Origin of the sequence: Argonema galeatum A003/A1 (assembly GCF_023333595.1) — a bacterium.
In the GTDB taxonomy this organism is placed as follows: Bacteria; Cyanobacteriota; Cyanobacteriia; order Cyanobacteriales; family Aerosakkonemataceae; genus Argonema; species Argonema galeatum.
In genome coordinates this window covers 1-12,615 of sequence record NZ_JAIQZM010000070.1, presented here as the reverse complement: position 1 = coordinate 12,615, position 12,615 = coordinate 1, and the positions used below count along the sequence as shown (strand labels likewise).

The 12,615-nt window shown below is 44.8% G+C and carries 13 protein-coding genes, 1 tRNA gene and 1 pseudogene; 3 read left to right on the top strand and 12 right to left on the bottom strand.

From position 1 onward, the window contains the following. Nucleotides 1-329: 329 nt before the first annotated feature. From LAY41_RS31550 to arsS, 6 genes are all read right to left on the bottom strand, one after another. The gene (locus LAY41_RS31550) at nucleotides 330-722 is read right to left on the bottom strand and encodes a hypothetical protein (RefSeq protein ID WP_249106594.1); all 393 of its coding nucleotides are present in this window, start codon (nucleotides 720-722) and stop codon (nucleotides 330-332) included. 536 nt (nucleotides 723-1,258) lie between these two features. Next, a complete protein-coding gene (gene gltX, locus LAY41_RS31545) occupies nucleotides 1,259-2,797 on the bottom strand; it encodes a glutamate--tRNA ligase (protein WP_249106593.1) in 1,539 nt (512 codons plus the stop codon). 83 nt (nucleotides 2,798-2,880) lie between these two features. Then, nucleotides 2,881-2,954 (bottom strand) — tRNA-Asp (locus tag LAY41_RS31540). 134 nt (nucleotides 2,955-3,088) lie between these two features. Then, entirely contained in the window at nucleotides 3,089-4,363 is a 1,275-nt protein-coding gene (locus tag LAY41_RS31535; RefSeq protein WP_249106592.1) for a glycoside hydrolase family 5 protein, read from the bottom strand. A gap of 317 nt (nucleotides 4,364-4,680) precedes the next feature. Next, on the bottom strand, nucleotides 4,681-5,361 hold the full coding sequence (locus tag LAY41_RS31530) for a TVP38/TMEM64 family protein (protein WP_249106591.1): 681 nt from the start codon (nucleotides 5,359-5,361) through the stop codon (nucleotides 4,681-4,683). Nucleotides 5,362-5,521: 160 nt separating this feature from the next. Next, entirely contained in the window at nucleotides 5,522-6,541 is a 1,020-nt protein-coding gene (arsS, locus tag LAY41_RS31525) for an arsenosugar biosynthesis radical SAM (seleno)protein ArsS (RefSeq protein ID WP_249106589.1), read from the bottom strand. Nucleotides 6,542-6,693: 152 nt separating this feature from the next. Between arsS and LAY41_RS31520 the strand changes: the two genes are divergently transcribed. Together LAY41_RS31520 and LAY41_RS31515 are read left to right on the top strand one after the other, a co-directional pair. Then, nucleotides 6,694-6,831 carry a hypothetical protein gene (locus tag LAY41_RS31520; protein WP_249106586.1) on the top strand — a complete coding sequence of 46 codons (138 nt, stop codon included), beginning with the start codon at nucleotides 6,694-6,696 and terminating at the stop codon, nucleotides 6,829-6,831. A 2-nt stretch (nucleotides 6,832-6,833) separates the two neighbouring features. Then, nucleotides 6,834-7,025 carry a hypothetical protein gene (locus LAY41_RS31515; RefSeq protein ID WP_249106584.1) on the top strand — a complete coding sequence of 64 codons (192 nt, stop codon included), beginning with the start codon at nucleotides 6,834-6,836 and terminating at the stop codon, nucleotides 7,023-7,025. A gap of 123 nt (nucleotides 7,026-7,148) precedes the next feature. Here LAY41_RS31515 and arsC read toward each other — a convergent pair whose 3' ends face one another. From arsC to LAY41_RS31490, 5 genes are all read right to left on the bottom strand, one after another. Beyond that, nucleotides 7,149-7,544 carry an arsenate reductase, glutathione/glutaredoxin type gene (gene arsC / locus LAY41_RS31510; RefSeq protein WP_249106595.1) on the bottom strand — a complete coding sequence of 132 codons (396 nt, stop codon included), beginning with the start codon at nucleotides 7,542-7,544 and terminating at the stop codon, nucleotides 7,149-7,151. A 55-nt stretch (nucleotides 7,545-7,599) separates the two neighbouring features. Continuing rightward, entirely contained in the window at nucleotides 7,600-8,310 is a 711-nt protein-coding gene (locus LAY41_RS31505; protein WP_249106583.1) for an MIP/aquaporin family protein, read from the bottom strand. A 445-nt stretch (nucleotides 8,311-8,755) separates the two neighbouring features. Then, nucleotides 8,756-9,085, bottom strand: coding sequence for an ArsR/SmtB family transcription factor (locus LAY41_RS31500; protein ID WP_249106581.1), 330 nt, complete (start codon nucleotides 9,083-9,085; stop codon nucleotides 8,756-8,758). Between the two features lie 213 nt (nucleotides 9,086-9,298). Continuing rightward, nucleotides 9,299-10,267: an arsenosugar biosynthesis arsenite methyltransferase ArsM gene (gene arsM, locus LAY41_RS31495; protein ID WP_249106580.1), complete on the bottom strand. Its 969-nt coding sequence runs from the start codon at nucleotides 10,265-10,267 to the stop codon at nucleotides 9,299-9,301. A 56-nt stretch (nucleotides 10,268-10,323) separates the two neighbouring features. Beyond that, nucleotides 10,324-11,796 (bottom strand): DUF5009 domain-containing protein, encoded by a 1,473-nt coding sequence (locus tag LAY41_RS31490; protein WP_249106576.1) that lies wholly within the window; start codon nucleotides 11,794-11,796, stop codon nucleotides 10,324-10,326. A 204-nt stretch (nucleotides 11,797-12,000) separates the two neighbouring features. Between LAY41_RS31490 and LAY41_RS31485 the strand changes: the two genes are divergently transcribed. Further along, entirely contained in the window at nucleotides 12,001-12,438 is a 438-nt protein-coding gene (locus LAY41_RS31485; RefSeq protein ID WP_249106575.1) for a hypothetical protein, read from the top strand. Nucleotides 12,439-12,540: 102 nt separating this feature from the next. Here the strand turns inward: LAY41_RS31485 and LAY41_RS31480 are convergent. Further along, a pseudogene (locus LAY41_RS31480) lies at nucleotides 12,541-12,615 on the bottom strand (photosystem II protein D1); the annotation flags it as partial.

Here is a 12,615-nt window from a genome sequence, read left to right as displayed (position 1 = left end):
TTTTAGCTATATCTTGACGAATATCATCTAAACTACTCGGCTCTAAACTCAAAGTGGAAAGTTTACCTCCTACCCATTACAATTACTGAGGCTGTCTATGTGATGGCTTTTTAAGGCGAGTCATCCTCATCAACCAGATGGAGAACACTATTAGACCTCTCCAGAAATTAAAGGTGCTAGCCCTTGAACCATTGTAGAGACGTTTCATGAAACGTCTCTACAATGTTTTTTGGAGATGACTAATGACTAATGACTAATGACTAATGACCAATGACTAATGACCAATGACTAATGACTAATGACTAATGACCAATGACTAATGACTAATCTTACTTAACTTGCGTGAACCGAATAACGTATGGGGTATACTTGTCTTTTTGGTAAGATCCAATCCAAATACTATACGTTCCAGCTAGCCACTCACCGGCAATACCAGCATTTTTCCCTTCGCTGTCATCATTACACCAAGTTCCACCAGGGCCTTGAATCACTAAAGTAGTGTCGTCTGGACTTTGAACCTGAACTCGCAGATAGTTAAAAGCAGAACTCAGAACTAGCGTGTGGCTAGGATTTTTGCCCACAAAACCAACACAAGGGCCATTTGCTGTTTCCTGACTACCGGCGATGTGGCTGGCACGTTCCGAACCGCCACTGATACCTGTAATAGTTCTGGGGTCTGGCTTAAACCCAGGCCCGATGGTGAGATTGTCGAACAGGGGCATAGGCGGGTCTGGCTGAGCTAGAATCTTTTGGGGAAGTAAAAAGTAAAAACTAAAAAGCAAAAAGTAGGATAAAAAAGAAACTTCTTTTCCCTTTTGCCTTCTTTGGGCGTTCTCCGGCTCAGCCTTAGTAACGTAGGGAAGTAGGGGAGAATTGCTTTTTGACTTTAATCTGGCCCCTAGATTAGGCTCCCTATTTGGCACTCCAATTGTCACTGACTTTAGGAAAAGCATTAGAGTTATAATTACCCTCAATAGACTTATTGCAAAAATACTAATTATTGATTTTTTACCGCAGATGAATGCAGATGTAGGCGTTAGCGAAGCGATTTGCGATCGCGAATTAGCCTTACCGTAGGTTAAAAGAGATGAATCTGATTACATATCTCAACTTTTGCAAGAGGTTTAAGCTAAAGGACGACAAGATTGCTAACCGAGTTCCCCTAAAAATTAAGATAATTTAACTTTTGATTTGCTAAAAATATAGCAAATCAAAAGTTAAATTGCTTAAAAATGAAGAATTGAAAAATTATTCATTTTCAGTTTTCGATCGCCTGCTGTAAGCGAACCCGATCTAATCCTCGGTGATGCAGGAGCAGCCAAGATTGAATCAGGTCAGGGCCATGCACATCGCCGGTGAGAGCAGCGCGGAGACTTCGCATTACTAAACCTTTTTTCAGATTTTGTTCTTTTGTCACTTGTTTGATTATCTCTTGCGTCCCGGCTTCTGTCAGCGGTTGATGGTTATCCAGAGCTTTTAGAATGGCTTCTAGAACAGTTTTGGCTGCTGGTTGTTGCAACTGAGCTTTTCCTTCTTCGGTGAATTCTACGCTTGAGGTGAAGAGATACCGGCTCATGACGATCGCATCTGGGCTGGGAACGGCGCTGGGGCCTGTGGGATCGGCGTTCTTGAGCGCTTCGATCTGTTCTACCCACTCAGTATCGCTTAAATAGCGATCGCTCACTGGCAAACGAACTAAGCTAGGGCCAATCAAAGCGGTAATCTGCTCTAACCAGGCCCGATCGCTCACCGGATCGAATTCATGTCCCGCCTCTTGCCAGTAGGGAATCAGCAGGTCGCACAGCTGGGATACAGGCATATTGTGCAGATATTGGCTATTGAGCCAATTCAGCTTATCCCAATCAAACTTCGCTCCTGCTTTATTGACGCGCTCGAAGCCAAACTGCTCAGCTGCTTGCTGCAAACTAAAGATTTCCTTGGTGGAATCTGGCGGCGACCACCCCAATAGCGTCATGTAATTGACTAAAGCTTCCGCCATATAGCCCAACTTCTTAAAGTCAAAGATGGATGTCACACCACGCCGTTTGGAGAGTTTACGCCCTTCCTTGTCCAAAATCAAGGGAGTATGGGCAAACTCTGGTATCCCCGCACCCAAAGCTTCGTAGAGCAGAATTTGTTTGGCTGTGTTGGCAATATGATCTTCACCCCGGATGACATGAGTTATTTTCATGTCAATGTCATCTATCACCACCGCCAGGTTGTACAAAGGTTGAGCAAAGGCTTCTGTTTCCGAAGCACGGGCAATCACCATGTCCCCACCCAGGTCGCTTCCTTTCCAGCTAACTTTGTCCCTTACCATATCGTTCCAGGAAATCTCCCGGTCATCATCGATTTTGAAGCGAATTACCGGGCGACGCCCTTCTGAAGAAAAAGCTGTCTCCTGCTCTGGCGTTAGGTTGCGGTGCCGGTTATCGTAGCGGGGAGCCTCTTTTCTGGCTTTTTGAGCCGATCGCATTTCTTCCAGTTCGGCTTCGCTGCTATAGCAACGATAGGCCGAACCTTTATCCAGCAGCGTTTGAATTGCTTGTCGGTAGAGGTCGAAACGCTTGGTTTGGAAAAATGGCCCTTCATCCCAATTGAACCCCAGCCAAGTAAGGCCATCGAGGATATTCGCGGTGTATTCCGGGCGCGATCGCTCTAAATCCGTGTCCTCAATTCGCAAGATAAACTGCCCACCTTGATTACGGGCAAACAGCCAGTTAAATACAGCCGTTCTGGCCGTACCGATGTGTAAGTTTCCAGTAGGACTGGGTGCAATCCGAACTCTAACAGTCACAGCAAATTCTCTCTTCTGAACGCTGAACAATAAAAGACGAACGACTTAATTCATCTTTTATTTATGTTTTATCCTTGATTTTACGGGACTGACGGGGCTCGAACCCGCAACTTCCGCCGTGACAGGGCGGTGCTCTAACCAATTGAACTACAGTCCCTTTTTCCACACAATCTCCATTATGCAGAGGTTTTGGAAAGTTGTCAAACTGTAGTTACGAAACTTTACATTACTAACTTGAGCGCATTGAGCGAGACTGGGCCTTACGCCTGTCTGTCGCTTGGTGTCCAAGAGTTAACGGCTATAGGCAAAGCGCTTGACTCGTATTAGCATCAGGGCTACCAGGACAGATCCAGCGATCGCACTTGGTTCTGGAATTTTGCGATGTTCGTCATCAGACAAACCAAGCGCTTTCACAACACTTTCATTAGGTATGCGTTCTCCCTCCTCGTTGTCCTTTACCAAACCGAAACCCTCTGAGTACGACCACATCGTCCAGCCAATATCGTATTTTTCCAAGATCGATCGCACATCGCCAATCCAAGCAACGCGATCGTCCTCGCCAAGAAAAGGACGGTAGACGCCAAACTCATTAGCAGTCAGCAGCACATTGTTTTCTTCCGCCCAAGCAGCAGCTTGAGCAATCCGTTTTTCCACTTTGGCTGCATCCCACTGTTGGTCGCAATATGACTGCGCCCATTCCTTCGCACTTTCGTTAGTTATCGTTGATATAACCGCCGCACAGCTTTCTTGATTGTAAGGATAGGGCAAATCGTGGAGATAAGAAAACTCCTCATCCATCCAATCTGCGCCCTGATGCGTGAAAACCATTGGCTCATAAAAGTGGAAATTGTAAACCACATTTGGATCTTCCACAGGAGTCAGCGTCTTGAGACCGTCAATGCCGTCCCAATCGTATCCCTTCGCAATCAGAGTGTTATTTGGTGCGCCTTCTCGCATAGCAGCCAGCAGCTTTCCCTGAACCTCATTCCAGCGTTGTACTGGGTCAATATCGGTATCTTGAAGAAAGTAACCAAAAGCGGGTTCGTTGAGCGTTTCTAGAAAGACTTGTTCTGGATCGCGAGTACTGAGGTGTGCAGCTAAAGCCTTCCAGAATTGTGCAGCAACGGTGACGAAAGCATCATCGTTAGCCAGACGATCTTTAAAATTATCTCCTGGGCTAAGGTCTATAATTACGGACAAGTCGTGAGCGTCGATCTTGTTAAGGGCTTCGTCCAGGTATTGCAGATTTTGGGTATTTAGTACTCCTGGGTTGTTTTCATCGAATAGAAAAGCAGCGTCGATCGGCAAGCGAACGTGTTCAAATCCTAAACTTTTGATGCTTTCGATGTCTTGTTCGGTAATGTAGTTCGCGTCAAAGTTAGAGGTTTGCGCGAACCAGTGGCTGAGATTAATGCCGCGTGTTAGCTCATCAAAGCGCGAATCGGCGATTTTGCTAATGGTCCCGCTATCAAGGCTTGTGGAACTTAAAATAGCTGCATTGGCATGGGAAATTCCTGGCAGCATAGAACAGATAAGTGTGATGCCAAACAATTTGAGGTATTTCATTTTTTGCTATCTGGTAGATGCTAGTATCCCTGGCAATTACTTAGTTGGCCGCCCTTGCTATAACCTGAAAGCCTGGAAAATCTGTGTTGGACTTGTAAATAGCATCCATAATGTACGTAAAATTACAGATTACGCAAAACAGAACTAAGTATTTTTCAGGAGGTTTAAAATAGTATTGGCATAACATTCTCCAATTTGCTAGTAATTTTACGTAGTTTACTGAAAATTTATATTAGCTTTATCAAAAATACATATTTCAGTATTTAAAGATTGTGTAAAGTTAGTGTAACCTTTCAGTGTTTCTTCTAGGTGAATAGCTATGTTTTGTTAGCTTTCCAACGCTTCAAAACGATCGGCAAAGTAGATAGCCCAGCGAGCATTGCTAAGGCACCGAAGAGCTGCCAAGGCGGACGACCTGTAGCGGCTTCTAGCCCACCTTGCCCCAACCAAGCATAAGCAAAGGTTCCCGGTATAATTCCCACCCCCGTGGCCAGCACGTAAGTAGGTAGACTAATAGGCGTCAAACCCAACAGGTAGTTAACGGCATTAAATGGAAAAACTGGCGCTAAACGAATCGACAAAGCGAACCAAAACCCATTTTCTTCAATCCCCTGACTGAGTTGGCGTAAGCGATCGGCCCCTTCAAACTGCTGTCTGGCCCAATCACCTGCGATAAATCGGGCCACCAAAAAAGCCCCCGTAGCCCCCAACGTCGCCCCGATGATTGACCATAATCCACCCCATAACGCCCCAAACAGCGCTCCCGCTGACAGCGTTAAAATCGTACCCGGAACCGCCAATAACGCCGCCACGAAATAAATGACGATGAACCCCAACGGTGCGAAAATTCCCGCCTGTTGTTTCACTTCTTGCAGATTTTCTGGCGTTAGCCAAGCGCCAACTGGTGTAAATTTAAGGATGATGAAGTCAGCCGCAATAAAGACTGATATTCCAATCACCAGTCTTATCCATGAATGCTTTTTTTCGTTATTAGTCATTGGTCATTTGTCATTAAGTCATTAAGTCATTAAGTCATTAAGTCATTAAGTCATTAAGTCATTAAGTCATTAAGTCATTAGTCATTAGTCATTTGTTAAATCTCTCCCCCTCTTTCCCTAGCCCCTAGCCTCTAGCCCCTAGCCCCTCTTTCCCTAGCCCCTATAATAAAGCGCCACCACAGCTTGAACCTGAGCCCGCTGTACAACCATAGCAGTATGGCGCTGTTTGCACCTCGTCGATCAAATCTAAACTTCCCGCTTCCAGTAGCTTGCCAACCGTTAGCGTTTCATCGCCTTTGAGTTTTGCTGGCAGATTTTCCATCTGGTTAAAGTCGCAATCATAGACATTTCCCAAATAATCAATAGACAGTTCATTTCTACACATTAAATGTTCGATCGTGCTGGAGTTAAAATTAGACTCCAAAAATTTTAGATAAGGTGTGTTGAGCTTCTGGCGCTGTAAATGCAGCTTTGTCCGCCCGATCGGTAGATTAGTAATAGTGAATAAGTTATTAAAACAAATATCAAAATGTTCCTTCAAAAACTTCTTATAATCCTGCTCAAGTTGAATTTGATTGGCAGTTAGCGAGAATTGTTCTGTTTTGGGAATTTGGGGATTGTATACCAAGTCAAGGATTAAATTCGCTTTTTGACCGTAGCCCAGCTTGTTCAGCCACTGGAGAGCTAGAATCGAGCGATCGTAAACACCTGTACCGCGCATTTTATCGACATTATCTTGCAGGTAGCAGGGTAGGGAAGCAACGATTTTAAGTTGATGTTTGGCACAATATTCGGGAATATCCTGAAACCCTTCCTCAAAATAAATGGTAAGGTTAGACCGCACAATTACTTGTTTATCGGCATGACGCGCTGCTTCTACTATCGGCTTAAAGCCATAAAGCATTTCCGGTGCGCCGCCAGTGAGGTCAACAATCTTGATTTGGGGAAATTTATAGATTACTTCAATTAGTTGGTGGCAAATTTCTGGGGACAGTTCTTCAGTGCGTTTTGGCCCAGCTTCCACATGGCAATGTGTGCAGGCAAGATTGCAGCGTTTGCCCAGATTGATTTGTAAAACAGATATTTGGCTTTTAGTTAATCGCGAGCCCAGCTTTTTTTTAAAGGGTGTCACAGACGAAGTTGAAACACCATCAATTACTCTGTTTTCTAGTTTTGTCATTACGGTGGGCGATCGCTAGTAGTGGTTGGTAGTTGCCGATCGGTAGTTTGCTCTCAATTATAACTGACCCCACGATCTGCCTGGGGTAGCTACTGACTGCTGACTAGCAAAGCCACAGGCATTGGCTGGGGGTGAGAAGTTCGGCGACAAAGATGGACTGGAGTAAGTCCGGGACTTGTTGGGAACTGAGGCTTCTTCAAGATGCTGGTGAAGATTTGGAACTGATTCTAGGAAAGGTATTAGAAGCTAAAATGAATGCTAATCAACTTAAAACTCGTTTGGAGATATGAGTGTGACACAACCATCTATGAGCGAGGGCGAATTAGCCAAAATGACAGAACTGCTCGAACTGGCTAAAATTACCGAGCATAAAATGAAGGAATTAGCTGATTTTACTTTGCAAATCAACCAAAAATATGAAAAACGTTTAGCCGAATTTAGAGTTGCTAAGAAATTGGGTTTTTTTGGGTCAAATATGCTGTAGGGGCACGGCATAATTAAAACCTTTGTATGACCAAGATATTTATGATGCCGTGCCCCTACAAAAATGTTTACAGTAAACATGAGCATCATAATTCCGAAAGACCCGTTAGTCTAAACTCCAGTACTAAGTGACAGATTCAACCAGTTTTGCTACCCGTTCTTTAACTTCATCTCGCACCCTGTGAAAAACTTCTATTGGTTGCCCATCTGGATCGTCCAACTGCCAATCTTGAAAAACTTCTCGCAGTACCCAATCTTCTGGCAAATTAACTCCACAGCCGCACAAAGAGATGACTATATCGTAGTCTTCAGCTTTAAAATCACTCAAAGGCTTAGATTTTTGATCTGTGATATCAATGCCAATTTCCGACATAACTTGAACAGCTGTGGGATGAACCTGACTCGCCTCTAATCCCGAACTGGTAACAGATATCTTACCTTCTCCGAGAGTGCGAGCAAATCCCTCTGCCATCTGCGAACGGCAGGAGTTTTTCTTGCAAACGAACATTACTTTTTTTATTGACATAATCAATTTCCTTTGTTATCTAGATTTGTGTGTTTACAATTCAAACTTTTTATTTGAAATCGCGAAATCCGTTTGATAATTGTCGGTAAACCAGCACTGCCAACTGCGCTCCTAAAATGGGTGCAACCCAATAAACCCAATGGTGCTGCCAAATTCCTCCCACCAAAGCTGGGCCGAACGTCCGCGCTGGGTTCATACTGGCTCCGGTTATTGGCCCCATGAATGCGGCTTCTAAACCAACGGTTAATCCAATTGCCAAACCGGCAAAGCCGATGGGCGATCGCCTATCTAAACCAGACCCCAAGATTACAAACATTAAGATAAATGTGAGAACGGTTTCCAGTACTAGGGATTGCAGCCAGTTGCCTTTGAGCGGTAAAGTGGCACCAAGATTCGCTACAGATCCCAAGGCAATTAGCAGTAAAGCTGAGGCGGCGATCGCTCCAACTAACTGTGCCAAAATATATGGCAGCACTTTCCGTCTGGGGAAAAAACCACTCGCCCAAAAAGCCAACGTTACTGCTGGATTAAAGTGTGCGCCGCTGATATGTCCTGTGGCGTAAATCAAAGCAGCAACGACTGCCCCAAATACGAAGCTGATGCCAAGATGGGTGACTGCCCCGCCGCTGATTTGGTTGACCATCACAGCACCAGTGCCAGCAAAAACCAGGATAAATGTGCCAACTCCTTCGGCGATCGCTTCCTGTTTATTCCCCTGGAAAACTGAGTCCAAAACAGCCTTTCGCGAAACTGATTTCATGCCCATCTTTAGCACTTAATAAAGATCGATTTTGATGGGCGACTGCTCCGATTGGGCGCTACTGCATGAATTGAGTAGCGTTGCGGTACTAGCTATTAAAGCCAGAATCCCAAGATTGAGCGTCAACTTTCTTGCTGTTGCATTCATCGTTGTTACCCCAAGGTCATCAATAGGGATATAACTACATCATTTCAAAAAAACTTGATTTCTCAAGTCCCCAAATGAAGCTAAAGGTTAAAATAATATAAAAAAAGTTGATGGGTTAACTGGCTTCCCAGCAGGAGCGATCGCGTAAAGAGCCGTACAAAAACAAAATTCGGGCTGGATGCTCAAAAGTCGTCATAAAGTAGTTAAAGGCTATAATACCATCATTTCAAGAAAAATTGATTTCTAAAGTTCCAAGGATGAACTTAAACGAGAAAATAATATAAAAAAAGTTGATGGGTTAGCTCGCCTCCCGGCAGGAGCGCGCGGGTAAGATCGTACTGAAGCGACGGTATTCTGCCAGGTACTGCTCCAAAACGATAAACTGAGACAGATTGAGGGTGTAGTAAATCCAGCGTCCTTCTTGGCGCGATCGAACTAAGCCCGCTTCCTTGAGAGTTTTGAGGTGAAAGGAAAGTTTAGACTGAGTGACCCCCAATTGTTCGCAGAGTTCGCAGACGCATAACTCTTGTTGGCGCAGCAGTTCTAAAACCTGAATCCGCAGGGGGTCAGATAAGGCATGAAAGCCAGAAGCAATGTCAGCAGGTGCTAAAATAGGTAGGTTTACCATCAAGTTTTTTTTGAAACATCTCTTCAGATATCCTAACCAAGCACCAGACTTAGGTGGGCAATGCCCACCCTACTGCTTCAGGACTTACGCAGAGATCCCCCCAACCCCCCTTTTTAAGGGGGGCTTTCAAGTCTCCCCCTTTTTAAGGGGGGCTAGGGGGGATCGAGGTTTGAGGTCGAAAGTGCGTAAATCCTGTGCTTGTAAGTCCTAAATTTAACAACAACCGCCGCCGGTATAGTGCCAAGTCGAATTTGTGATTAAAATTTCTTCTGGCATCAGCGAGGCGAACTTAGCAGCAGTCTTATCGCACACAGCTGCTGGGATACCGCGCTGGAGGATATGTCCAGCCGAGTCATCAAAAAACTCTTCGGTGCCAGCATAAATCGCCGTTTTGCCAGTGAAAATACAAGGGCCATCTTCTGGCATTAGCACTTTAAAAGAGACACAATCAAGACTTTCCAAGAGCAAAGGTGCTTCCAGATGATAATTCTGGCAGTCCAGAAGTCGATATGGACGACGGGCGCGAATTTCTACTTGACCGAAGCCAACATCGACGAGATGTTGGATATACTCTTGATATGTTAAAGCGCCAGAGAGACACATTGCCCGCAAGCGATCGTCTTTTCGCAGATGTTCTGGAATCGGACGAGTAGCGATCGGATCGCTCATCAACAGCCTTCCACCCGGTTTTAGGACTCGGAAGGCTTCCTGGAGGGCTTTGGCGAGGTCAGCGGGCTCAAAGATATTAAACAGGCAATTTTGAGCGACTACATCCACAGAAGCGTCTGGAACCGGCAGGGCAAATGCGTCGCCTTCCCGAATTTCGACAAAACTGCGATCGAACCAGAGATTTTTTTCGGATGCGATCGCTAAATTACAGGCCGCAGCCTCACGCATCGCGGCAACTGGATCGACAGCAATTATACCACTAGGACGGCGAGAAAAGTAAGCAAACTGCAACGCTTCCAAACCGCCGCCGACGCCCACATACAGCACAGTTGGCTCACCTGCAAGTTCTGTTGGATGCACGGTAGTGCCGCACCCGTAGTTCATCTCCTGCATCTGAGAGGGAATCTTGAGTCCCGGCAGTTGCAAAGGACTGCTTTGGACACAACACAAACCAATTTGGGGCGTTTGTGCCACTTCACTGTAAAATTCCGCAGCGGTTTCCAAATAGCTCATTTTTGTCAAAGTCAAAACTGTAGTAACATCAGGGTAGTGTAATCCTGACAAATTCGCTAAGTTCTCCAGAATAGTTTCAGTCTGGTAAACAAACTAACAATACACGCTACCAGCAGAGTATAAACAATCCCTTTAAAGAAGCCAAGTAACTGAGTTTTGGTATTTTGTATAACCCACGCATCAACTCCAGTTAAAACTAGAATAGGCCAAACTAGATTGGCAAATCCCACATAGGCAATCATGGGATTCTGACCGTTATCAATTAATAACTGTACCCATTTTCGTTGGTTAAGAACATCTATAATTATTGTAAATAAAATTAAGATAAAAAAAGCCATACCAGTGGTTACAAAATAGTAACTCAAAGTTGATGGATCTTTTTTAATCCCTCCTTGAAAAGGTTCAAAGAGTAAGCCGACCCCCAGCCAGTAAACGCCCCAGTTATACAACATTTTGATTAAGTATTCTGTTTCATTAGTTGGTTTAGTAAATAAAAACCAACCAGCCCAACAAAGTACAGCGCTCAATAACGTTGTTTGCCATACCCATCTACCTTGCAATCCAATCAGCAGCACCGAACAGTTAGCCAATATCAACACAATAATGGTATAAAAACGATTTATTTCCCATTGCAGAGGGGGGGTAATCGATAATTCTTGCTGCTCAATAATTCGAGCGCTTCCGCCTACCTCCGCAGGTGTTGTATTTTGTATCCACGATAAAATCAAATCGCCAGCAATGGTGCCGGGAATCACCACAAACAAATAGGACAAATACGCAAATTGGAAGAGCCAAGGTACGGGAGAAGCTGACCAAAGTTGAGCAATCCAACTGCCACTAACGGTAGCTGACAAACGCAAAGCTAGTAATAAGCCCAAAACTCCCAGACGCAGCCGCAAGTTAAACTTAGTAAACAGCCAAATTAGGGAGCTAAAGACAGCGGTATTTGCCAGAACAATAAGGATAATATCGCTACGATCGAGTGAAAATCCGCCGCCATCCCGATATCGCAGTTGAGACAGAAGTACGATCGCAGATATCCATGCTATAATTGGAATTGCTGTGCGATGCCATTTTGGCAATGAATCTGGCAAACGTACAAACATGAAAAATAATATTAAAAATCCCCATAAAGCAATCCACCATTTTTCTGGAGTAGGGTCTTGGCTGATGATGGTTGGCCGTAGATGCTGAAGAACTATGGCGAATGTTGCTAAGAAAAATCCTCTTTTAAGGATGTGTAAAATAAGTTCTGGGTAAGAAACTTTTTTGGCAAGGCGACGAGATAATGCTAGGGGTATGGCTGCACCCATTGAAAATAAAAACAATGGAAATACGAGATCGACCCAGGTTAAACCGGGGAGATTAGGATTGTAGGTGTGGGTTGGCGGCGGTTCTTGGGCGTGATACATCCAGGCGGGTAAGATGCGGTATGCGATCGTACCCGATAAGATCATTGCTAAAACGGCGAATCCACGCAAGGCATCTAGGGCGTAGGCGCGTTTTTGGTTTGCTGCAAAAATTAACATATCTGACTGTGGCTGTTATTTGCAGATCTTACACTTTTAATGCAGCGCAGCAGAAATAACTCACCAGTTCACAAGTAGTTAAATGCCTGACACTCAAAAGATTTTTGAATGAGTGAATGAGTGAATGAGTGACTTCCGCGTAGCGGCACTATCATTTGGCGGTCTAAAACCCCTAGACTGAAATACGTAGCATCAAAGTCAAAGATGGGACAATACGAACGCCTAATTCTCATGGCAGAGGATGAACTGACCCAGTACAGTACCGATGCCCGTAAAATTGAAAAACTCCGCCAAAAAATAGGTTTATCCGTTACTGTAGCAGAACAACGACAGGTCAAAGAAACATTAGTCGCCGAAATGCCAAAAGATTTCTTGAGCCTACTGGTGGAAAAACAGCGTCAGACTGTCGCTTTGCCATTCTGGGGTATTGCAGGACTGGGACTGCTACTGGGTATCGCCCTCTCCCAACCAGCCGACTATATCGCCACAGTTGTAGGAACCGTTTTAGCGATCGCATTGCAAAAATTGGGCTGGAGTTTGCAGGCTAAACGCTTGGTACTCCAAACTCTTGAGGATATCGAAGAACGGACGAGCAAACCGATGACGGAAAATGCTGCTAGTCCCAAGAGCGATCGCTCTTAACTAAGAGTTTTGCACCTTAGTTGGACTTCTCCCGCCATTTTATTAAAAAAAAAGCGCCCTCCAATTAGGAGAGCGCCTTTTGTTAGTTAGCTAGAGAGAAAATTAACCATTGATAGCAGGAGCAGTCATAGCCACAGGAGCAGCAACACCAGCAGCCAAATCGAGAGGGAAGTTATG